Below are 20,813 nucleotides of genomic sequence, written 5' to 3'. Positions count from 1 at the left end.
AGGCCGGAGCGTCCGGTTTGTGACCTTATCCCGCCAAAGTCTCGCCATTAATGTCCCGCCAAAATAACGCAATCTACTGGAGGCAGAATCATGTCAACCGCTAGCGATCTAGAACGGCAGATGCTTGCATTGATCAATGCAGAGCGCGCACAGGCGGGGCTGCCCCCCGTCCAGCTTGAACTCAACCTGAACGAGGCCGCCGAAGATCACAGTCAATGGATGTTGAACACCAACCGGTTCGACCATACGGGTGCCGGCGGCTCGCAGCCGTGGGACCGGATGGAAGATGCCGGGTTCAACTTTGCGGGCAACTGGCGCGCAACCGAGAACATCGCCTGGCAGTCCGTTCGCGGCGAACCGGGCCTGTCCGACGACGTTGTCGACCTGCATAACAGCCTGATGAACAGCCCCGGCCACCGGGCCAACATCCTTGATCCGAATGTCACTCTGGTAGGGATCGGCATCGAGGTCGGCAATTTCGACGGCTATAACGCGATCATCGTGACGCAGAACTTTGCCCGCACCACTGGCGCGGTTCAACTGGATACCGGTGGCTCGACACCCGCGCCCACCCCTGCCCCTACGCCTACACCTCCAGAGCCGGGACCTGAATATGTAAACGCCGGCACGGTCGGCGATAACGGGGATGACTGGTTCGCCCTGCACCTCAATCAGGCCGGGTCGCTGGAAGGGCGCGGCGGCAGCGACACGCTTAACGGTGCAAACGGCGGCGATTTTCTTCACGGCGGCACGGGCAATGATACGGTTGTCGGATATGGCGGCAACGACGTCCTGATCGGCGGTCAGGGAACAGACCTGCTCAGAGGTGGTGGCGGAGACGACTTTGCTCAGGGCGGCAGGGGCAACGACAGGCTGCATGGCGGCGATGGCAATGACCTGCTGTTGGGCGGCACCGAGAATGACCGGATTCAATCGGGCTACGGCAATGACACCCTGCGGGGCGGACACGGTCAGGACGACCTTTTTGGCGGGGCGGGCAACGACATTCTGTATGGCGGCCGCGACGACGACGACCTGACTGGCGGGTCCGGTTCGGACCTGTTCGTCTTCACCTCCGGGACGGACACCGTTCTGGACTTCTCCAGTGACGACTACATCGACCTCAGAGGCCCGACCTCGATCACCGGGTACAGCGATCTGATGAACAATCACATTTCGCAGTCCGGCAGCGATGTTGTGATCGACGACGGCAACGGCAACAGCCTGATCTTGGCGAACACGCAAGTGTCAGAGCTGACACAGGACTTTTTCCTGTTCTGATACGCCCGGCATTCCAAATTAAAAACGCCCCCGGTTTCGGGGGCGTTTTTTTGTGATCAATAGATCTTGGGCACGTGCAGTTCATCCGGCAGGACGCGGCGTTCGTATTCCGGGTTGTAGCGCCTGTCCGGCAGATTGACCTTTTCCTGCGGCACATCGGTGTAGGGGATTTTGGTCAGCAAATGCTCGATACAATTCAGGCGCTCACGTTTCTTGTCATTGCCTTCGACAATATACCACGGCGCCTCGGGGATGTTGGTGCGGAAAAGCATATCTTCCTTGGCCTTGGTGTAGGCCTCCCAGCGGATGCGCGATTCCAAATCCATCGGCGACAGTTTCCACTGCTTCATCGGGTCGTGAATACGCATGAGGAATCGTAGCTGCTGTTCCTCATCCGTGATCGAGAACCAGTATTTCAGCAGGATGATCCCGGACCGCACCAGCATCCGTTCGAATTCGGGAACGTCCTGAAAGAACTGCTCGACCTGATCGTCGCTGGCAAAACCCATCACCCGCTCGACCCCGGCGCGGTTATACCAGGAGCGATCGAACAGAACGATCTCGCCCGCTGCAGGCAGGTGCGGAACATAACGCTGGAAATACCACTGGCTTTGTTCACGTCGGCTGGGCGCGGGCAGAGCCACGACGCGGGCCACCCGCGGATTCAGACGCTGGGTGATGCGTTTGATCACGCCCCCCTTGCCCGCACTGTCGCGGCCTTCGAACAGAATGCAGACCTTGGCGCCGGTGTGTTGCACCCAATCCTGAACTCTGATCAGCTCAGCCTGCAGGCGCAGCAGGTTGCGGAAATAGACCTTGCGATCCAGCATGTCCGGATGCTGATCCTTGTAGATCTTGCGGACTTCCATCGAGAGCATGGGCTCGCTGAACTCGATCTCGAAATCTTCGTCCAGCGTGTCTTCCAACTCGGCTTCCAGCCAGTCTTTGGGCGCGTCATTGTTTTCGTAAGCCAAGGTCATATCCTTATCGTCTATCGGGTCCGGACCGTACAGGGCGCGTGTAACCGCCTGATGTCATCAGAGAAATTGATGAAACCCTCGCCAATTATGCGCTGCGGATGCCAATACATGCAACGCAGGCGGGCGTTCGGTCTTCCCCTTTTTGAACCTCCAAGCGGTGGGATACAAGCGTAAGAATTGCCGCATTGCCAACGGGTTGGCCTAAAGCTGCCGCTTCGGCCCTTGCCACAGACCACAATCCAACGGCAAAAACGACCCGTCAAAGCATGAGACGACCGTGACGCATTTTCTCTCCCTTCTGCCCGCAATTTGGCCCTGGTTCATCCTGATTGCTGCGCAAACAGGCGCCGCGTCAGGCCAGCAGAAGCTGAGCCTGACCCTGCTGGCCGCGTTTGGCGGCATCGCACTGGCGCTTGGATTGGTCACACCGCTGGCGGTGGTGATCGCCGGCCTTGGGTTGCTGGGGGCTGCTGGGCTGCGCCGCCTGTCCGGGCCCATGGCTTTGGCAGGGCATCTGGCACTGATCCTGTGGTGCCTCGCGCTGGCGGCGCATCTGGTTCCCGGATTTCACAACCTGCTGGTCCTGGATCAGGTGCAGGCCGGGCCGGACAGCACTGACTTCACCCTGTATCTGAACCTGGACAAGCCGCTGGTGTTGTTTGCCGTCCTGCTGGTCTGGCCCCGAATGATCCAAGGCGCCGAACCGACCAAAACCGCGCCGCTGGTGTTTGGCCTGATCCTGCTCCCCGCGCTGTTCCTGCTGGGACTCGCCACCGGCGCGGTCCGGCCCGAGATCGGCCTGCCCCCGTGGTGGCTGATCTTTGCGCTGTCGAACCTGTTTCTGACCTGTCTCACCGAAGAGGCCTTTTTCCACGGTTATCTGCAATCAGTTATTATCACAAAATTCGGGGCGACCCTTGGAATCGTAACGGCCAGCCTGCTGTTCGGTCTGGCCCACGCGGGCGGAGGCCCGGCGCTGGTGGTGTTCGCTTCGATCCTCGGGGCGGCCTGCGGGTTGGGCTACTATGCGACCGGGCGGCTTTGGGTGCCGGTTCTGATGCATTTCGGCTTCAACGCCTTGCATCTGGCCCTCTTCACCTATCCCGGTGCGGTCTGAACGTCATACCGGCAAGGCAGTGGTCTTGAACACCGTGCGTAACGCAAACGAGCTTTGCATCTGCGCCACCCCCGGCAGACGTGACAGGTATTGGCGATGGATACGGGCAAAATCCTCGGTATTTTCGGCAACGACCTTCAGGATATAATCCGCCGTGCCCGCCATCAGATGACATTCCAACACGTCGGGAATACGGGCTACGGCCTTTTCGAACGCGTCCAGCAGCTCTTCCGCCTGTCCCTGCAAGGTGATCTCGACGAACACCGTCGTCGGGACATTCATCTTGCGCGCATCCAGCAGCGCCACATAGTTGCGGATATAGCCGTCCGCCTCCAGCCGCTGCACCCGCCGGTGGCAGGCTGACGGAGACAGATTCACCTGCTCGGACAGTTCGGCATTCGACATGCGGCCGTCCCGCTGCAGAGCAGCCAAAATCTTTCTATCCGTCGCATCCACGCTCATTGACGCAATTCCTTTGCAGAGATTTAGCAATTTAGCGGAAATTCTCCCGAAGAAAAGCCAATTCGCGGGCAGAGTTTCACAGAAATTGCGCCTTGGATTGCCCATAATTTAAGCAGTTTATGAATGGAGGAGCAAAAAATGAAAATCGGTTGCCCCAAGGAAATCAAACCCCAGGAATTTCGCGTCGGCATGACCCCCAACGCCGCGCAAGAGGCCGTCGCGCGCGGACATGAGGTCCTGATCGAAACCAATGCCGGTCTCGGCTCGGGCTTCGACAACGACGCTTATATCGCTGCAGGCGCACGGATCATCGACACGGCCGAAGAGGTGTTTGCCACCGCCGACATGATCGTCAAGGTCAAGGAGCCGCAGGCGGTCGAGCGCAAGATGCTGCGTGAAGGTCAGCTGCTGTTCACCTACCTTCACCTGGCACCCGACCCGGATCAGACCCATGACCTGCTGGAATCGGGCTGCACCGCGATTGCTTATGAAACCGTGACCGATTCAAGCGGCGGCCTGCCCCTGCTGGCCCCGATGTCCGAGGTTGCGGGCCGTCTGGCACCGCAGGTCGGATCGTGGACACTGCAAAAGGCCAATGGCGGTCGCGGCGTCCTGATGGGCGGCGTTCCTGGTGTGGGGCCAGCTAAGGTTATCGTGATCGGCGGCGGTGTCGTCGGCACCCACGCAGCCAAGATTGCAGCCGGTATGGGTGCAGATGTCACCGTCCTGGACCGCTCGCTGCCGCGCCTGCGCTATCTGGACGATGTGTTCGGCCGCCAGTTCAACAACCAGTATTCGACCGCTGGTGCCACCGCTGAACTGATCCAAACCGCTGACATGGTTATCGGCGCGGTTCTGATCCCCGGTGCGGCTGCTCCCAAGCTGATCACCCGCGACCAGCTGTCCACCATGAAGCCCGGTGCGGTTCTTGTAGACGTCGCCATCGACCAGGGCGGTTGTTTCGAAACCTCCAAGGCAACGACCCACGCTGATCCGATCTACGAAGTGGACGGCATCATGCACTATTGTGTTGCCAACATGCCAGGTGCCGTTGCACGCACCTCGACCATCGCACTTGGCAACGCGACCATGCCCTTCATGCTGTCGCTGGCGGACAAAGGCTGGAAGCAAGCGTGTCAGGACGATCCGCACCTGCTGGCCGGTCTGAACGTACATGCCGGCAAACTGACCTATGAAGCGGTTGGCACGGCACTGGGCATCGATGTGGTCGCACCCGAGGCGGTCATTAACGCCTAAGGCCTCCCGCCCCTGAAAGCGCCCTCTGACGAGGGCGTTTACAGCGTTGGGCCAGGCGCCGCACCTGCGGTGCAGCGCGGTTGCGTGAATCGCAACGGTCCCGCAAACGAAACGGCGCCGCGCATTCAGCGCGGCGCCGGACCCAACCGGAGGAGGGCATTTCAATGCCCGACCGACGGGCGGGAGGCTTACGCCTCTTTGTGGATCTCCACCGAATGTGGATAGGGGATCGACACGCCCTTGGCGTCGAACGCCTCTTTCACCGCTTTGGTCACCTCGAATTTCACGTCCCAGTAATCCGCCGCGGCACACCACAGGCGCGCGGTCAGATCGACCGAGCTGTCCCCCAGATTGGTCACCCGCACCCAGGGCTCGGGATCGCTGTGAACACGTTCATCCGCCTTGGCAACGTCCAGAATGATCTGCATCGCCTCATCCGCGCTGTCGCCGTAATCAATGCCAAACACCAGATCGACACGCCGCGTATCATGGGCCGAGTAGTTGGTGATGATCGAGCCCCAGCTTTGTCCGTTGGGCACAATGATCTGCACATTGTCCGGTGTCACCAGTTCGGTGGTGAACAGGTTCAGGTCTTTCACCGTCCCTGCGGTGCCGCCAATATCAACATATTGGCCCAGCTTGTACGGACGGAACACCACCAGCATGACACCGGCGGCCAGATCGCTGAGAGTTCCCTGCAGCGCCAGACCGATCGCCAGCGACGCGGCACCCAGAATGGCGACGATACTGGTGGCCTCGATTCCGAAAATCCCCAGAACGGCGACCAGAACCATCGCAAGGATCACCCATTTGACCAGACTTGCGGCGAAATTGCCCAGTGTCGGATCAATCTGCGGGGCCGCGTTGATCCGGCGACGCACCAGTCCTCCGATTGCGCCGGCAACGATCCAGCCCAGAATCAGAACAACCAGCGCCTTGACCGCGCTCATGATCAGCGGTGCAAACGCATTCACCTGTGTTACGACTTCATCCACGCGTCTTTCCTTTCCACAACAATAAACCCGCGTCTTTCGCGCGGGATTTGCCGAAGTCTTAGCGAAAATGGAATCGTGGTCTAGGTGCCAGTTGCCCCGGTTTTCCCCGTTGATCGGCAGGCCCAACATGGCCGCCCCGCGTGCACGGGGGGCCATAATCCAGGTTGTGCCTTTTTAACCCGGCAGTTTTCCGGTCAACACATAGCGCAGCACCTCAACCACCTGGCGCGGCTCTTCGGTTACGGCCAGCGCGGCGGCGTCGACCTCTTTCAGGGCGTGCTGGTGATCGGGGCCGTGAAGTACGATCAACGACTTGCCCAGCGCAGCGGCATAGCCCGCGTCAAAGGCAGCATTCCACTGTTTGTACTTTTCGCCAAAGCGGACCACGACCACATCAGCATCCGCGATACCCTTGCGGGTGCGGATCGCGTTGACCATCGCGCCCTTGTGATCGTGCCAATACTTGTTCGGCTCGGCGCCCAGAATGGCAACGCCACAATCATCGCTTGCGGCGTGATCGGTGACCGGGCTGTTGAAGATTATGTCCAACCCCTGCGCGCCGTCGATGATCTGTTCCCGCCAGTCCGTGTGAATTTCGCCAGAGAGGTAAACGTTCAGGCCCATGACAAACTCCGCTTTTGTTCCCAAGCCTACTTATGACGCAATCCGGGAAAGCCCAACGAAAAACGCGCCCGTAGGCGCGTTGATCTGTTTCCGGACATCAGGTTTTAGCCGCGCAGAACGCCACCGGTCGCCTTGGTGACCTTGGCGATGATCTTCTCGGCCACGGCTTCGATGTCTTTTTCCTTCAGCGTCTTGTCCGTCGGTTGCAGGCGTACCGTGATGGCCAGAGATTTCTTGCCCTCACCCAGGCTGCCACCGATGAATTCATCAAAGACGCGCACATCTTCAATCAGCGCCTTGTCGGCCCCCGCCGCAGCGTTCACCAGCGTCAGCGCCTCGACACCTTCGTCGACGACAAAGGCAAAGTCACGCTCAACCGCTTGCAGATCGCGCAGTTCCAGCGCCGCGCGGGTGGCACCGGATTTACGGGGCAGAGGCACCTCGTCCGGCCAGATGGTGAAGGCCATTGCCGGGCCTTTGATGTCCATCGCCTGCAGAATACGCGGGTGCAGTTCGCCAAACACGCCCAGCACCTTTTTTGGACCCAGACAGATCTTGCCATGACGGCCCGGGTGCCACCAGGCGTCGCCGTCGCGCAGAATCTGAACCTTGGCGGGCGCGCCGATGGCGGCCAGCACAGCCTCGGCATCGGCTTTGGCGTCGAACACATCCACTGAGCGCGAGGCACCGTGCACGTCCTTGGGGCCGTTGCGGCCAACCAGCAGGCCGGTGATCTGAGTTTTCTGGTCGCCGGGTTCGCCGTCATGGAAGACGGGGCCAACCTCGAACAGCGCCACGTCGGTATAACCGCGTGCCTGGTTGCGAGCCGCGGCCTGTAGCAAACCGGGCAGCAAATCGGGGCGCATGTGGCTCATCTCGGATGAGATCGGGTTTTCCAGCTGAGTTGCCGCATCCCCACCACCAAACAACGCTGCCGAGGCCTGATCGATGAAGGTATAGGAAACGCATTCGTTATACCCCAGCGCCGCGCAGGTTCGGCGCGCCATGGACTGACGACGCTGTGTCGGGGTCATCACCGGTTTCGGGATACCGTCAGTGATACGCGGCAGCGGCTTGCCTTGCAGCTTGGTCAGGGATGCGATCCGCGCGACTTCTTCCACCAGATCGGCCTCACCCATGACATCCGGACGCCAGCTGGGCACGTGGGCCATTTCACCCTCCAGACGGAAACCCAGTCGGGTCAGGGTCTGGCGCTGTTCGCTTTCGGGAATGTCCATACCGACCAAAGACTGCACACGTTCGGCATCCAGCTTGTAGGCGCGCGCGTGGTTCGGGGCTTTGCCCGCCTCGACCACTTTCGACACCTCGCCACCGCAGATATCCAGGATCATCTGCGTCGCCTGCTCCAGCCCTTCCAGAGTGTATTCAGGGTTCACACCGCGTTCGAACCGATAGCGCGCGTCCGAGTTGATTTTCAGCGCACGACCGGTCAGCGCGATCTGCACATGATCCCAAAACGCGCTTTCGAGGAACACGTTCACCGTTTCCTCGGTACAGCCGGTTTCCTCACCGCCCATGATACCGGCGATGGATTCCGGACCCTTGTCATCCGAGATCACCATCATGCCGGGTTGCAGGGTGTATTCTTTCTCGTCCAGCGCCACGAGCGTCTCGCCACCCTTGGCGCGGTGAACGCGCAGGTTGCCCTGCACCTTGTCCGCATCGAACACGTGCAGCGGGCGGTTCTGGTCGAAGGTCATGTAGTTGGTGATATCCACCAAAGCCGAGATCGGGCGCAGACCGATTGCCTTCACCTGATCCTGCAGCCATTGCGGGCTGGGGCCATTCTTAACGCCCTTGATCAGACGACCGGTGAAATGCGGCGCACCGTCCAGAGTATCCTCGTCGATCGTAACCTTGATCGGGCTTTCGAAATCGCCCGGCACCGGCACATAGTCACGCTCTTTCAACGTACCAACGCCCCGCGCGGCCAGATCGCGCGCAATGCCTGCCACGCCCAGCGCATCCGGGCGGTTCGGGGTGATCGCGATCTCGATCATCGGATCGACCTTGGACGGCTCATTCTCGGCCAGCCAATCGATGAACTTGTCGCCAACCTCGCCCGAGGGCAGCTCGATGATGCCGTCATGTTCATCCGACAGCTCCAGCTCGCGTTCCGAGGCCATCATGCCAAAGCTTTCGACACCGCGGATCTTGCCGACGCTAATTGTCAGGTCCAGGCCGGGGATATACATGCCCGGTTTGCAGACCACGACGGTGATGCCTTCGCGTGCGTTGGGGGCACCGCAGATGATCTGCAGCTCACCTTCATCCGTGTCCACCTTGCAGACACGCAGCTTGTCGGCGTCGGGGTGCTTCTCGGCGTGTTTCACATAGCCCAGCGTAAAACCCGCCAACCGGTCCGCCGGGTTCACGATCTCTTCGACCTCAAGCCCGAGATCGGTCAGCGCTTCGGCGATCTCATCAACCGAAGCGTCAGTGTCGAGGTGGTCTTTCAGCCAGGACAGAGTGAATTTCATTGCACGGGGCCTTTTTTGGCAGATATCCAGTCGGCACAGGCAATGGCAAAGATTGCGCCGGGGTGCAAGCGCTGCGCGTCACGGATAGGTGGGGGTGCGGCCCAAAAGCTCGTCCAATTGCCAGCCGATCCAGCCATGAGGGATGAAATGCCCGCCGGGATGGGTATCCAGCACCACCTGCCCCTGCGCGCAATCGGTCCATTCCACACGGCTGAGCGTCAGGAACGGCTTCACGCTCCAATCCCCGCGCGGGGTGGCGCCGTTGCAGCTGTATTTCTCGCGCCACAGCGCCACCGGATGGGTCGTGTCGCCACCCGGCCCAAAGGGGAAATCCATCACGGTGTCGTCCAGCCCATGCACATGGCGCACCTCTCGCGGGGCTTCGGGGCAGGCTTCCGTCTGGCGGATGCTGCCCGCAACGGCCAGCAGCGCCGCCGTATCATTGCCCGACTGACAGACATAGCGCCACGCCATCGCGCCGCCAAAGGAATAGCCCGAGACATAGATGCGGTCCTTGTCTACCGGATAGCGTTTGGCGACATCCTCCAGCACCCGGTCGGCAAAAGGCACATCACCGGTATCCGCCGCCCAGAAGTTCCAGCTTTTGCCCAGCCCGTTCGGAGCCACCAGCAACACACCGCGCAGTTTCGTTGCCCCGGCGATACGTTCATGGTTCACCACAACGGTGCCCTGCCGCGACCAGCCATGGAAATGCAGCAACACCGGCAGAGGTGTTTGCCCGTCCCAGCCATCAGGTTCCAGCACGTGATAGGAACGGTCGCCCAACGGGCAGGCGGTATCGCCGTGGCAACTCGGGGCGGCCAGCGCGGGTGAGGCCATCAGCATCAGAATGAAAATCAGTCGGCATATCATAGGCCCGAGCCTACTGCCCCAACGCCCTCTGTCACGTCACATCCCCGTGGGGCGATGTAATAAGCCGCGATATCGCCAGACCGCGGGGTGGCGATCTGCCAGCTGTGCTGAGCACTTTATGCCTGCCAAATCCGTGTACTGTTCGAGCGTTGCGCTTGCGGAGACAAATCGCCGGCCCGTCCGGGCGGTGTCGTCCATTGGGCTCGAACCAATGGCGCCGCAATGAACGACCGATAGCGAGGCGGCCTATCGGCCTTTGCTCCGCAGTTATTTTTTGAACCGACCGATGAGTTTCTTGGTCCTCCAAAGCTGATTGCGTCGATCGCTTTCAACTTGGTCACGTTTCTCCCAGACCCGATGATGCGCCAGCATAAAGAGCCCCTGAAACGGAGACATCGCAAACAGGATCAAAACACTCATCCATCCCGGCAACACGCTGGCCAGCAAACAAAAAACAATAAACCAAGCAAATAGTAGGCCCGCACCAACCCACCTGCGGTTACGCCCAGAGAAGGCGTAGCACCAGTCGTAGTATTTCGAGAAATATACGCCGAGCAGATACACTTAACGGCTCAAACCACCATGCAGATTCGGCATATCCAGCGCGGCAAATCCATAGTGCCGCAACCACCGCAGGTCAGAATCAAAGAAAGCCCGCAAATCAGGAATGCCGTATTTCAGCATCGCCAGACGGTCGATGCCGATGCCAAAGGCAAAGCCCTGATAGACCTCGGGGTCGATGCCACCGGCGGCGATCACCTTGGGGTGGACCATGCCCGAGCCCAGAATCTCCATCCAGTCATCGCCCTCGCCGATCTTCAGCTGACCGTTGTCCCAGGAACAACGGATATCGACCTCGGCCGACGGCTCGGTGAAGGGGAAGTGCGAGGCGCGGAAGCGCAGTTCGACGTCGTCGACCTCGAAGAAAGCCTTCACGAACTCTTCCAGAACCCATTTCAGGTTCGCCATCGAGATATCCTTGTCGATGGCCAGCCCTTCGACCTGATGGAACATCGGCGTGTGGGTCTGGTCATAGTCAGCGCGGTAGACACCGCCCGGACAGATGACGCGGATCGGCGCGCCCTGTTTCTCCATTGAGCGGATCTGCACCGGCGAGGTATGCGTCCGCAGCACATGCGGCGGGCGGTCGTCACCCTCGGCGCGGTGCATGTAGAACGTGTCCATCTCGGCCCGCGCGGGGTGGTGGCCGGGGATGTTCAGGGCGTCAAAGTTATACCAGTCGTCCTCGATCCGCGGCCCTTCGGCCACCGAGAAGCCCAGTTCTGCAAAAATCGCGGTCAGTTCCTCGGTAGCCTGGCTGATCGGGTGGATCGAGCCCTGACGGCGCGCGCGGGTCGGCAGGGTGACGTCCAGCCATTCGGTGCGCAGACGCTCATCCAGCGCGGCATCGGCCAGCGCGGACTTTTTGGCGGACAGCGCCGAGTTGATCTCATCCTTCAGGGCGTTCAGCGCGGGGCCTGCGACCTGGCGTTCCTCGGGCGTCATTTTGCCCAGCTCGCGCATCTTCAGCGCGACCTCGCCTTTTTTGCCTACGGCGGCGACGCGGATCGCCTCAAGCGCGTTTTCGTCGCCGGCTTCGGCGATTTGGCCCAGATATTTTGCCTTAAGATCGTCCATGACGCCCTCTGAATTTGGTCGCCAACCTGCTATCGGGCCAGCCTCGCGAATGCAAGCGGGACCGGGCGGGTCAATAGCTGTATTCGGGGAAAATCCGGGTCAGGTCGCCGTTCCAGTCGCCGTTGTAGTGTTCCAGCAACTCATCGGCGGGAACCTTGCCGGTCTCAAGACTGTCCTTCAGCGCGTTCAGGAAATGCGTCTCGTCCGGCACCAGACCACCGGCACCGGGGAAGGCGCGGGACTTCAGACCAGCCTCAGAGATCGCCACGACCTCACGCGCCAGATCGTGCATGTTGATATTGCCGACCTGCGCCTGCAGGCCATCTTTGGCGGCCTCAACACGCAGTGCCTCGCGCGTTTCCGCATCCCAGCCCTTGACCAGATCCCACGCTGCGTCCAGCGCGCCCTGATCGTAAGTCAGGCCAACCCAGAAGGCAGGCAGCGCGCACAGGCGACGCCACGGACCGCCATCGGCACCGCGCATCTCCATGAATTTCTTGATCCGCGCTTCGGGGAAGGCGGTGGTCAGGTGGTCGGCCCAGTCGGACAGGGTCGGCGTTTCGCCCGGCAGCGCGGGCAGTTTGCCCTGCAGGAAATCACGGAAGGACATGCCTAGCGCGTCGACATACTGTCCGTCGCGATAGACGAAATACATCGGCACATCGAGCGCGTATTGCACGTAGCGCTCGAACCCGAACCCTTCTTCGAACACGAACGGCAGCATCCCCGTGCGCGCGTCGTCCAGATGCCGCCAGATGTAGCTGCGCCAGCTTTTCTGGCCGTTGACCTTGCCTTCGAAGAACGGCGAGTTCGCAAACAGCGCCGTCGCGACCGGCTGTAGGGCCAGTGCCACGCGCAGTTTCTGCACCATGTCGGCCTCGGACCCGAAGTCGATATTGACCTGAACGGTGCAGGTGCGCCGCATCATGGCGCGGCCCATGGTGCCGACCTCCTCCATGTAGTCGTTCATCAGCCGATAGCGGCCCTTGGGCATCAACGGCATCTCGTCATGGGTCCAGATCGGGGCCGCGCCCAGACCGATGAAACCCACGCCAATCTCGTCGGCGATATCCTTCACCTCGCGCAGGTGGGTGTTCACCTCGTCGCAGGTCTCGTGGATCGTCTCCAGCGGAGCACCTGACAGTTCCAGCGCGCCGCCCGGTTCAAGGCTGACATTGGCGCCGTCCTTTTCCAGACCGATCAGCTTGTCACCTTCGCGCACTTCGGCCCAGCCGTGGCGGTCACGCAAGCCTTCCAGAACGGCCACAATGGATCGCGTTCCTTCAAACGGCAGCGGTTTCAGGGTGTCTTTGCAATAGCCGAACTTCTCATGCTCGGTTCCGATACGCCAATCCTGCTTGGGCTTACAGCCCGATTCCAGGTATTCGGCCAGTTGCTCATGGCGTTCGATCGGCCCGCCGCCGGATTGGGGGATGGACATGAATCGCGCTCCGATCCTTATGTGTCTGTTTAGTTGGTCAGTCGTGGGGGCAAACCGCGCCAGTGTCAATGCAGCCTAAGGTGGGCAGGACGGGAGGGCGTCCGTTCCCAGATCACCACCGGATGGGCCGCGCCACCGTTCAGTTCCGCCAGCATCTGTTCGGTTTTCAGCCCCGGCAGGGCCGAGAAGACATCGAACAAAGCTTCGGCCCCTTCGGCATTCACAGGAATGTGAAGCAACGGTTGGCCCGGTTGTTCCAATACCCAATGCGCAGGCGAAGCGGTCGGGTCCAGCGCCAGACGTTCGATTTCCCGCGTGGCGACCATACCGCCATCCAGCGGACCGAGATAGGTGATCTGACCTTCGTCGATGGTCACCACGCCGGGGCCGCCGACACCGGTGCGGAAGCGGGCCCGCTGAACGCCGATCACGGCCAACGCCACCGAAACGACCACCAGCACCCAGCCCAACCATCCCAGCAATCCACCAGGGCCGCTGATCCAGCTGAGGCCGACCAGCAGCACAAGCCCGGCCACCAGCACCTCGCGCCAGCGCCACAGAGTCAGTTTGGCTTCGGGTCGGATGAAACTCATGCCGGGTCCTCGGGGTTTGTGAACAGGATCAGCGAGAACTGCCCCGCAGGTTTGAATCCAATACCCATATAGGCTCGCACGGCAGAATCGGAAGCCGCGAACAGAACCGCGCGGGACGCCCCGGCGGTGCGCGCCTCAACCAGATGCAGCGCGACCGCCAGCCGGGCATAGCCGCGCCCGCGCAGGTTGGGCGGGGTATAGACCCCTCCGATCTGAACAACTTCGGGCAGGCGGGCGTTGAACCCGGTCATCGCAACGGGCTGATCATCGACCAGCAGAACCCGGTGCGTATCGCGATCAACGTAGTTCGCAATATCCAACTTTGACTGGACATGCGCCCAGTTGGCGGCGAAGTCCATTGCTTCGACCAGATAGCTTTCGCGCCAGGCTTCGGGCACGGAACGATCAACATCGCCCAACGGCACCAAGGTCGCGCCAGTAGTGTCCGGCAGGACAAGGTCGTCCAATTGCAGGGTAAAGCCGGGCTCGTCACTGTTCAGGGTGGCGGGTCTGTCTTCCCAGCCAGCCAGTTGCATGATCCGGCGGGCCTGTGTGGCCTCGGATGCCACGCCGAACAGTTTCTGACCCCGGACCAGGGCAATTGCCGCGGCGAGCTCGGCATCCGAGCAATCGGGACATTGCACCAAAACCATGCCTTCGTTGGTGATGGCGAAAACAGCGCGCGGGCCATCGCCCAGCACCCAGATGTTTACTGATCGCGGATCATCGCCACGCAGGCCGAAATCGCGCAGATTGGCCAAAGGGAACATCGAGGTCTGGATGTGCTGCGACAGGAACATATCGATCCTTGGCACATCCGCATCCGTCGCCAGACGCCAATTCAAGACCAATCCCCCAGCGCCTGTTGCCACATGGTCAGCGATGCCACCGCCGCCGTATCTGCCCGCAGGATACGCGGGCCAAGACTGACCACATGCGCATAAGGCAGCGCCGTCAGCCGCGCGCGCTCACGGTCCGAGAATCCGCCCTCGGGGCCGATCAGAATCGCCCAGGGCAGACCCTTTTCGTTTGCTGCCAGACGCAGGGCCGAGCCAACCTCAGCTTCGTTGCAGAACATCAGCTGGCGATCTTCGGGCCACACGTCCAGCACCCGGTCCAGCCGCTGCAGATCGGTGACTTCGGGCACGAAGGTGCCGCCGCATTGCTCGGCCGCCTCAACGGCGTGGGCTTGCAGGCGGTCCTGCCGGATGCGTTCTGAATTGGTGAACTCGGTCTGCACCGGCATGATCCGCGCTGCGCCCATTTCCGCCGCTTTTTCAACGATGAAATCGGTGCGCGCCTTTTTGATAGGGGCAAACAGGAACCACAGGTCGGGCGGCAGCTGCAGGGGTTTGGTCTGTTCCACACAGTGCAGAACACCGCCACGCTTTCCGGCCTCGGCCACTTCGGCCAACCACTCTCCGTCCTTGCCGTTGAACAGGGCCACCTGCCCGCCCACGGCCAGACGCATGACGCCGAACAGGTAATGGGCCTGCTCGCGCGTCAAATCTACCGATTGCCCCTGACCCAGAGGGTGCTCTACATACAGTCTGATCTTTGCACTCATGAGACGTTACATATGCAAGGCAACGCCCCAACACCAGACGGTCAGGTCGCAGATGCGGTCAGTGGCAACTGGGTCGACACACACGCGCCCGCTTTCGCCCGCCCCTACCTGCGCCTTTCCCGTGCGGACCGGCCCATCGGCACGTGGCTGCTGCTGATTCCCTGCTGGTGGGGTCTGGCCCTAGCGATACTCAGCGACGGGAGCCCGCGGTGGGAGGACCTGTGGATCGCCGTCGGCTGCGCCATCGGAGCCTTCCTGATGCGCGGTGCGGGCTGTACGTGGAACGACATCACCGACCGCAAGTTCGACGGACAGGTGGAGCGCACGCGGTCGCGTCCGATCCCGTCGGGTCAGGTCAGTGTGCGTCAGGCGGTGATCTGGATGGGCCTGCAATGCCTGCTGGCGCTGGGAATTCTGCTGAGCTTCAATCAGGCCGCCATCGCCATGGGCGTGCTGTCGCTGTTGCCGGTGACGATCTACCCCTATGCCAAGCGATTCACATGGTGGCCGCAGGTGTTTCTGGGGCTGGCCTTCAACTGGGGCATCCTGCTGGCTTGGGCGGCGCATACCGGCACGGTGGGCGTGCCTGCCATCACGCTCTATCTGGCTGGGATCGCATGGACGCTATTCTATGACACGATCTATGCGCATCAGGACGCCGAGGACGACGAACTGATCGGCATCAAGTCCACTGCTCGGCTGTTTGGCACCGATACCGCACGCTGGCTGAAGTACTTCCTTGTGGCCACGGTTTTCCTGATGGGGCTGGCCATCATCGACGGGGTACTGGCGCAGGCCTCGGTGCTGGCTCTGGCCGTTGCCTTGGGCGGGCCGTGGGCAATGGGCTGGCATATGGCGTGGCAATTGCGCGGGCTGGATATCGAGGACAACGCGAAACTGCTGCAACTGTTTCGCGCCAACCGCGACACAGGCCTTATTCCGCTGATCTTCCTCTGCGTCGCGCTGCTGCTCTGATTGCACCTGCCCGCGCGCCTCTGTAAGAGTTCGCTCAATCGCTTGAGGAGTCGATAACCCGCACATGCGTTTGCCCTATTTCTTAGCCGTTGCCCTTATCTTCCTCGTATCGGCGGGCCTGTGCCTGCTGGCCGCCAGCTTTGCGGTGACCAAGGTCGAAGAAACATCCGAATTTGCCGTGCGCCGGGCGCTGGACCTGAAAGGGCATGACTGGGCCGAGGTGCATTCCGACGGCTTGCGCGTCGTGCTGACGGGAACCGCCACCGATGAGGCGACCCGCTTCAACGCGCTGACCGCAGCGGGCACCGAGGTCGACACCTCGCGCGTGATCGACGAGATGCAGGTGGCCCCGACAACCGAACTGGCCGCGCCCCGGTTCTCGGCCGAGATTCTGCGCAATGACAGCGGCATCTCGGTGATCGGCCTGATCCCGGCCAGCGAAAACCGCGAGGCGCTGATGGAACGGCTGAGCGATCTGGGCGGTGGCGCCCCTGTTTCCGATCTGATGGAAACCGCCGACTACCCCAAGCCCAAAGGCTGGGACGCCGCAATCACCTATGCCGTTGACGCGTTGACACGCCTGCCGCGCGCCAAAATCTCGGCCAGCCCCGGGCTGGTCAAGATCACCGCGATTGCCGACAGCCAGCAGGAAAAGGAAAAGCTGGAACAGGACCTGACCCGCGCCGCGCCGCCAAGCCTGCGGATCGGCCTGTCGATCTCGGCCCCGCGCCCGGTGATCACGCCTTTTACTCTGCGCTTTCTGATCGACGAGGATGGCGGTCAGTTCGATGCCTGCTCGGCACAGGACGAGAAAGCGCGCGAAGCGATCGTCGCCGCCGCGCAGGAGGCGGGCATGACCGGCCCCTATAGCTGCACTATCGGGCTGGGCGTGCCGTCACCCCGCTGGTCCGAGGCCGCCGCGCTGAGCATCAACGCGCTGGCTGAACTGGGCGGCGGCTCGGTAACCATGTCGGACGCGGATATCACGCTGGCCGCGGCAGAAGGCACCGAAACCGGGACATTCGACCGTGTCGTGGGTGAGCTGGAGAACGCCCTGCCCCCGGTCTTTGCCCTGCACGCCATCCTGCCGCCCCCCGAAACCGAGGGCGAAGAAGGCCCCCCCGAATTCAATGCCACGCGCAGCCCCGAAGGGCTGGTGCAGATGCGCGGGCGTCTGGGCGACGAGACCCAGCGCGACATGGTCGACAGCTATGCCCGCGCCGCCTTTGGCTCGGAACAGGTTCACATCGCGACCCGCATCGCGCCCGATGGCCTGCCGATGGGCTGGCCGGTGCGGATTCTGACCGGGCTTGAGGCGCTGGCCCAACTGCATAACGGCGCTTTGACGGTCACGCCGGATGATCTGGTCCTGACCGGAATCAGCCATGACCCCGAAACGAAGGCACAGATCGCCGGTCTGTTGTCCGAGAAACTCGGCGACGCGCAGGAATTCACCCTGTCCATCACCTATCAAGAACCGCCCGAACCCGCCGACAAGCTGCCCGACCCCGAGGTCTGCGAAGAGCGCATCGCCGAGGTTCAAGCCAACACCAAGATCGCGTTCGAGCCCGGCTCGGCCACCGTCGCCGCCGACTCGCGCAATACGGTGAACCAGATTGCCGACATCCTGCGCGAATGCGGACCGATCCGGTTGGAGATTCAGGGCCACACCGACAGTCAGGGCCGCGAAGAGATGAACCAGCAGCTCAGCCAGGCGCGGGCACAATCCATCCTGAACGAGCTGCGCGGGCGCCGCGTGCCCACCGCCAGCTTTACCGCCGTGGGCTATGGGGAATCGCAACCGATTGCCGACAACGACACCGAAGAAGGCCGCGAGGAAAACCGCAGGATCGAGTTCCGCCTGATACGGCCCGAGCCGGTGGAAAACACCGAAACCGGACTGGACGCGATCGAGGCAGAATCGATCGAGGCCGAACAGACGGACACACCCGCCTCAGACGCGGATGCAGGGGACCAGTAAAGTGAACAGAATCGAATTCATCATCGCCACCGCCATCATCCTGTTCGCGGCGTTCTGCATGGGCTGGTTCGCCAACTGGCTGGCGCATCGCCTGTCGCGCGTGCGCCAAAGCGACGTGGCCGACCTGGACCGCATGAGTCAGGAATTGCACGAGGCCGAGGAAACCCGCGATCAGGCGATCACCTACCTGCAACAACGCGAGGCCGAACTGACCAATCAACTGACCCAGACCGAGGCCGAACTGGCTGCCGCCATGGACGGCCTGCGCGCCGCCCGGCAAGAGGCCGAGGAACTGCGCGGCCGCATCAACAACGCGGACTAAGACCGCGGCTCGAGTACGTGCCCGTGGTCTGCCAGCGTCTTTCTTGGAAACTCGCCTTTGACCTCGTTTATGTCGTTGACCATTCGGCCATCACCGAACCCGCCCAGTAGCATGAGGTACTTGTCTGCCACCCTGCGGGTGAACAACTCGTTGCTCTCAAATTTCTTGGTGCCAAATTTGAAAGCTTCATACTCGAGTTCTTTTTTGCTCATGTCTTTTTGAACAAACTCATGGAACCGGTCAAAAGCATCCACAAATGCAGCATAGTTGGCCACGGTTATACTGGCTCCCAAGGAATTCAACGCGCGACGCGTGTATTGATCATAGGGTGAGAACTCCCAAGGGTTTTTGCAGAACAGGAATTTCGAGACCATCGAAACAGGTCTGCCGTAAGTAAGGCCGTCCGGTTGCGACTCGGTAATTCGCAAACTGTCAATTTCTGCTTGGAACCCAGGCCGCTTGATCGCTTCTCGATCTGCATAGTTTTCAGCAATAAAACCGAGCCGCTTTAGAAGTTGTCGCCGACTCTCCGGACACGCTTTGGCATTCCGCCTGAGTTGCCAGACTTTTAGGAATTGTGCGAAATCGCCGTTGCCTGTTTCGGACTTCGAACTGATCGCTTTCTGCAAGGTTATTTCGTCAGAAAACCATGCGCGGCTCGCTTCGAAACACGCCAGAACCAAACGGTTCTCGGGGGCATAAAATGTCATCAATGATCTCTCCAAAAGCTACACGATACGTAGTTTTGGAGAAGCTGCAATGGAGTATCCCAGCCTTCACCACCGGGTCAGCGCGTCTTCGTCCTCGTCCTTGGCGGCCACCCATTCCTCACCGGATTTGGTGATTTCCTTCTTCCAGAACGGCGCGCGGGATTTCAGGTAGTCCATCAGATATTCCGCCGCCTCGAACGCGTCCTTGCGATGCGGTGCAGCCGTGGCCACCATCATGATCCGATCCCCCGGGGCCAGCCTCCCGTGGCGGTGGATCACCAGCACGTCCCCCAACGACCAGCGTGATTGCGCCTCTTCGGCGATCTTGGTCAGCGCGCGTTCCGTCATGCCGGGGTAATGCTCGATCTCCATCACATCCAGATCACCCGAGGCCAGATCGCGCACGACGCCGGTGAAGGTCACGATCGCCCCGTTGGCCGCGTTGCCTGCCGCGAATGCGTTGGCTTCGGCCCCCAGATCAAACGCTTCTTCCTGAACAGCGATACGCATCTCAGCCACCGGTCATCGGCGGGAAGAACGCAACCTCGCGCACACCGGACAACGAGGCGTCAAAATCCGAAAGCTCCTGATCCAGCGCCACCCGCAGGGCGGACAGATCGGCAAATGCCGCGGCATAGCGGTCTTCGCGCGCGCTAAGCTCTGCCACCAGATCATTGACCGTCGCGGCCTGTGTTTCGACCTTTTCCTTCGGCAGGCCGATGCGTTCGCGCACCCAGGCGAAATATAGCACGTCCATCGGTTAGCTCTCCTTCAGATGGGGCATGGCTTTACGTAGGTAGTCATAGCCGGTGATCAATGTCAGCGTGGCGGCAATCCACAGCAGCCACAAGCCGATGCGGCCCGACCAGAACATCCCTTCCAGGTGCCAGCGGATGTGGTTCAGGTCCTCGACCTGCCCGGTCAGAACCTGATCAATGACCGTAGGGTCCATCCCAAAGGTGGCCATGACAAAATTATGCTCGAAGATCCCCTGCGAGAACAGAACCGCGATGGCAACCATCTGCGCGGTCGTCTTCCACTTGGCCAGTTTGGTCACCTTCAGCGTTCCCGCCGTATCGCCCAGATATTCACGCAGGCCCGAGACGAAAACCTCGCGGAACAGAATCACGGTGGCGGGCAGCACCAGCCACGGCGTCCAATGCTCGGTCGAATAGCCCACAAGGATCATCAGCGCGATCACCACCATCGCCTTGTCGGCGATCGGGTCCATCATCGCGCCAATCTTGGTTTCCTGTTTCCAGGCGCGGGCCAGATAGCCGTCGAACCAGTCGGTGATCGCTGCTGTCAGGAACAGGATCAGCGCGAACCAGTCGGCATAGGGGCGGGTGAAATACAGAAACATCACGGCCAGACCGGGGGCGGCCAGCAGGCGCAGCACGGTCAGGATATTGGGCAGGTTCCACTTCATGCACCGACCCTACATCGCCGGTCCGGGACAGGAAAGACGGAGCGGCAAAAAACTGACCCGATCACAG

At 61.2% G+C, this 20,813-nt stretch carries 22 protein-coding genes; 6 read left to right on the top strand and 16 right to left on the bottom strand.

All coding sequences use genetic code 11. The features are described 5' to 3' along the window. Window positions 1-90: 90 nt before the first annotated feature. Window positions 91-1,281 carry a CAP domain-containing protein gene (locus tag ACR0DO_RS13110; protein ID WP_480559328.1) on the top strand — a complete coding sequence of 397 codons (1,191 nt, stop codon included), beginning with the start codon at window positions 91-93 and terminating at the stop codon, window positions 1,279-1,281. Between the two features lie 56 nt (window positions 1,282-1,337). On the opposite strand, the gene ppk2 is transcribed toward ACR0DO_RS13110, so the two are convergent. Beyond that, window positions 1,338-2,261: a polyphosphate kinase 2 gene (gene ppk2, locus ACR0DO_RS13105; RefSeq protein WP_170673634.1), complete on the bottom strand. Its 924-nt coding sequence runs from the start codon at window positions 2,259-2,261 to the stop codon at window positions 1,338-1,340. Window positions 2,262-2,538: 277 nt separating this feature from the next. Between ppk2 and ACR0DO_RS13100 the strand changes: the two genes are divergently transcribed. Beyond that, window positions 2,539-3,378: a CPBP family intramembrane glutamic endopeptidase gene (locus ACR0DO_RS13100; RefSeq protein ID WP_480559326.1), complete on the top strand. Its 840-nt coding sequence runs from the start codon at window positions 2,539-2,541 to the stop codon at window positions 3,376-3,378. Window positions 3,379-3,381: 3 nt separating this feature from the next. Here the strand turns inward: ACR0DO_RS13100 and ACR0DO_RS13095 are convergent, their stop codons facing one another. Then, on the bottom strand, window positions 3,382-3,840 hold the full coding sequence (locus ACR0DO_RS13095) for an Lrp/AsnC family transcriptional regulator (RefSeq protein WP_170446358.1): 459 nt from the start codon (window positions 3,838-3,840) through the stop codon (window positions 3,382-3,384). A gap of 138 nt (window positions 3,841-3,978) precedes the next feature. Between ACR0DO_RS13095 and ald the strand changes: the two genes are divergently transcribed. Beyond that, a complete protein-coding gene (gene ald, locus ACR0DO_RS13090) occupies window positions 3,979-5,097 on the top strand; it encodes an alanine dehydrogenase (RefSeq protein WP_170446361.1) in 1,119 nt (372 codons plus the stop codon). A gap of 188 nt (window positions 5,098-5,285) precedes the next feature. Here the strand turns inward: ald and ACR0DO_RS13085 are convergent, their stop codons facing one another. The 10 genes from ACR0DO_RS13085 to ACR0DO_RS13040 all read right to left on the bottom strand — a co-directional run bounded on the left by ACR0DO_RS13085 (window position 5,286) and on the right by ACR0DO_RS13040 (window position 15,329). Next, complete coding sequence (locus ACR0DO_RS13085) at window positions 5,286-6,047, bottom strand: mechanosensitive ion channel family protein (protein ID WP_480559543.1); 762 nt, start codon at window positions 6,045-6,047, stop codon at window positions 5,286-5,288. Between the two features lie 219 nt (window positions 6,048-6,266). Continuing rightward, window positions 6,267-6,716, bottom strand: coding sequence for a YtoQ family protein (locus ACR0DO_RS13080; RefSeq protein ID WP_480559323.1), 450 nt, complete (start codon window positions 6,714-6,716; stop codon window positions 6,267-6,269). A 104-nt stretch (window positions 6,717-6,820) separates the two neighbouring features. Beyond that, window positions 6,821-9,217, bottom strand: a complete 2,397-nt coding sequence (pheT, locus tag ACR0DO_RS13075; protein WP_480559321.1) for a phenylalanine--tRNA ligase subunit beta — start codon at window positions 9,215-9,217, stop codon at window positions 6,821-6,823. A 78-nt stretch (window positions 9,218-9,295) separates the two neighbouring features. Then, window positions 9,296-10,063, bottom strand: a complete 768-nt coding sequence (locus ACR0DO_RS13070; protein WP_480559319.1) for a CE1 family esterase — start codon at window positions 10,061-10,063, stop codon at window positions 9,296-9,298. Between the two features lie 294 nt (window positions 10,064-10,357). After that, window positions 10,358-10,654, bottom strand: a complete 297-nt coding sequence (locus ACR0DO_RS13065) for a hypothetical protein (RefSeq protein ID WP_170673642.1) — start codon at window positions 10,652-10,654, stop codon at window positions 10,358-10,360. Further along, window positions 10,655-11,728: a phenylalanine--tRNA ligase subunit alpha gene (gene pheS / locus ACR0DO_RS13060; RefSeq protein WP_480559317.1), complete on the bottom strand. Its 1,074-nt coding sequence runs from the start codon at window positions 11,726-11,728 to the stop codon at window positions 10,655-10,657. 70 nt (window positions 11,729-11,798) lie between these two features. Continuing rightward, the gene (locus ACR0DO_RS13055; RefSeq protein WP_480559315.1) at window positions 11,799-13,169 is read right to left on the bottom strand and encodes a glutamate--cysteine ligase; all 1,371 of its coding nucleotides are present in this window, start codon (window positions 13,167-13,169) and stop codon (window positions 11,799-11,801) included. A 65-nt stretch (window positions 13,170-13,234) separates the two neighbouring features. Beyond that, window positions 13,235-13,762: a hypothetical protein gene (locus ACR0DO_RS13050; protein WP_480559313.1), complete on the bottom strand. Its 528-nt coding sequence runs from the start codon at window positions 13,760-13,762 to the stop codon at window positions 13,235-13,237. Beyond that, entirely contained in the window at window positions 13,759-14,607 is an 849-nt protein-coding gene (locus ACR0DO_RS13045) for a GNAT family N-acetyltransferase (protein WP_480559311.1), read from the bottom strand. Before ACR0DO_RS13045 ends, ACR0DO_RS13050 begins: the two co-directional genes overlap by 4 nt. Continuing rightward, window positions 14,604-15,329: a 16S rRNA (uracil(1498)-N(3))-methyltransferase gene (locus ACR0DO_RS13040; protein WP_480559309.1), complete on the bottom strand. Its 726-nt coding sequence runs from the start codon at window positions 15,327-15,329 to the stop codon at window positions 14,604-14,606. Before ACR0DO_RS13040 ends, ACR0DO_RS13045 begins: the two co-directional genes overlap by 4 nt. 12 nt (window positions 15,330-15,341) lie before the next feature. Between ACR0DO_RS13040 and ubiA the strand changes: the two genes are divergently transcribed. The 3 genes from ubiA (at window position 15,342) to ACR0DO_RS13025 (ending at window position 18,607) form a co-directional block, all read left to right on the top strand. After that, on the top strand, window positions 15,342-16,304 hold the full coding sequence (ubiA, locus tag ACR0DO_RS13035) for a 4-hydroxybenzoate octaprenyltransferase (protein ID WP_480559307.1): 963 nt from the start codon (window positions 15,342-15,344) through the stop codon (window positions 16,302-16,304). 64 nt (window positions 16,305-16,368) lie between these two features. Then, on the top strand, window positions 16,369-18,285 hold the full coding sequence (locus tag ACR0DO_RS13030) for an OmpA family protein (protein ID WP_480559305.1): 1,917 nt from the start codon (window positions 16,369-16,371) through the stop codon (window positions 18,283-18,285). 1 nt (window position 18,286) lies between these two features. After that, window positions 18,287-18,607 carry a hypothetical protein gene (locus ACR0DO_RS13025; RefSeq protein ID WP_170446384.1) on the top strand — a complete coding sequence of 107 codons (321 nt, stop codon included), beginning with the start codon at window positions 18,287-18,289 and terminating at the stop codon, window positions 18,605-18,607. Here the strand turns inward: ACR0DO_RS13025 and ACR0DO_RS13020 are convergent. From ACR0DO_RS13020 to pgsA, 4 genes are all read right to left on the bottom strand, one after another. Next, a complete protein-coding gene (locus tag ACR0DO_RS13020) occupies window positions 18,604-19,317 on the bottom strand; it encodes a hypothetical protein (RefSeq protein WP_480559303.1) in 714 nt (237 codons plus the stop codon). The two genes, ACR0DO_RS13025 and ACR0DO_RS13020, sit on opposite strands and share 4 nt — an antisense overlap. A 66-nt stretch (window positions 19,318-19,383) precedes the next feature. Next, the gene (locus tag ACR0DO_RS13015) at window positions 19,384-19,827 is read right to left on the bottom strand and encodes a molybdopterin synthase catalytic subunit (RefSeq protein ID WP_170446388.1); all 444 of its coding nucleotides are present in this window, start codon (window positions 19,825-19,827) and stop codon (window positions 19,384-19,386) included. Window position 19,828: 1 nt separating this feature from the next. Then, window positions 19,829-20,074, bottom strand: a complete 246-nt coding sequence (gene moaD, locus ACR0DO_RS13010; RefSeq protein WP_480559301.1) for a molybdopterin converting factor subunit 1 — start codon at window positions 20,072-20,074, stop codon at window positions 19,829-19,831. A gap of 3 nt (window positions 20,075-20,077) precedes the next feature. Further along, entirely contained in the window at window positions 20,078-20,746 is a 669-nt protein-coding gene (gene pgsA, locus ACR0DO_RS13005; protein WP_170327279.1) for a CDP-diacylglycerol--glycerol-3-phosphate 3-phosphatidyltransferase, read from the bottom strand. Window positions 20,747-20,813: the final 67 nt, after the last annotated feature.

This window comes from Ruegeria sp. AM9 (genome assembly GCF_056540565.1).
This window is presented reverse-complemented; position numbering and strand designations above follow the sequence as displayed.

Coding starts and splice junctions, on each gene's coding strand:
- ACR0DO_RS13085 (WP_480559543.1), bottom strand. CDS start 6,047: ATGAGCGCGGTCAAGGCGCTGGTTGTTCTGATTCTGGGCTGGATCGTT.
- pheS (WP_480559317.1), bottom strand. CDS start 11,728: ATGGACGATCTTAAGGCAAAATATCTGGGCCAAATCGCCGAAGCCGGC.
- ACR0DO_RS13055 (WP_480559315.1), bottom strand. CDS start 13,169: ATGTCCATCCCCCAATCCGGCGGCGGGCCGATCGAACGCCATGAGCAA.
- ACR0DO_RS13015 (WP_170446388.1), bottom strand. CDS start 19,827: ATGCGTATCGCTGTTCAGGAAGAAGCGTTTGATCTGGGGGCCGAAGCC.
- ACR0DO_RS13050 (WP_480559313.1), bottom strand. CDS start 13,762: ATGAGTTTCATCCGACCCGAAGCCAAACTGACTCTGTGGCGCTGGCGC.
- moaD (WP_480559301.1), bottom strand. CDS start 20,074: ATGGACGTGCTATATTTCGCCTGGGTGCGCGAACGCATCGGCCTGCCG.
- pgsA (WP_170327279.1), bottom strand. CDS start 20,746: ATGAAGTGGAACCTGCCCAATATCCTGACCGTGCTGCGCCTGCTGGCC.
- ACR0DO_RS13080 (WP_480559323.1), bottom strand. CDS start 6,716: ATGGGCCTGAACGTTTACCTCTCTGGCGAAATTCACACGGACTGGCGG.
- ACR0DO_RS13020 (WP_480559303.1), bottom strand. CDS start 19,317: ATGACATTTTATGCCCCCGAGAACCGTTTGGTTCTGGCGTGTTTCGAA.
- ubiA (WP_480559307.1), top strand. CDS start 15,342: ATGCAAGGCAACGCCCCAACACCAGACGGTCAGGTCGCAGATGCGGTC.
- pheT (WP_480559321.1), bottom strand. CDS start 9,217: ATGAAATTCACTCTGTCCTGGCTGAAAGACCACCTCGACACTGACGCT.
- ald (WP_170446361.1), top strand. CDS start 3,979: ATGAAAATCGGTTGCCCCAAGGAAATCAAACCCCAGGAATTTCGCGTC.
- ACR0DO_RS13030 (WP_480559305.1), top strand. CDS start 16,369: ATGCGTTTGCCCTATTTCTTAGCCGTTGCCCTTATCTTCCTCGTATCG.
- ACR0DO_RS13040 (WP_480559309.1), bottom strand. CDS start 15,329: ATGAGTGCAAAGATCAGACTGTATGTAGAGCACCCTCTGGGTCAGGGG.
- ACR0DO_RS13110 (WP_480559328.1), top strand. CDS start 91: ATGTCAACCGCTAGCGATCTAGAACGGCAGATGCTTGCATTGATCAAT.
- ACR0DO_RS13070 (WP_480559319.1), bottom strand. CDS start 10,063: ATGCTGATGGCCTCACCCGCGCTGGCCGCCCCGAGTTGCCACGGCGAT.
- ACR0DO_RS13095 (WP_170446358.1), bottom strand. CDS start 3,840: ATGAGCGTGGATGCGACGGATAGAAAGATTTTGGCTGCTCTGCAGCGG.
- ppk2 (WP_170673634.1), bottom strand. CDS start 2,261: ATGACCTTGGCTTACGAAAACAATGACGCGCCCAAAGACTGGCTGGAA.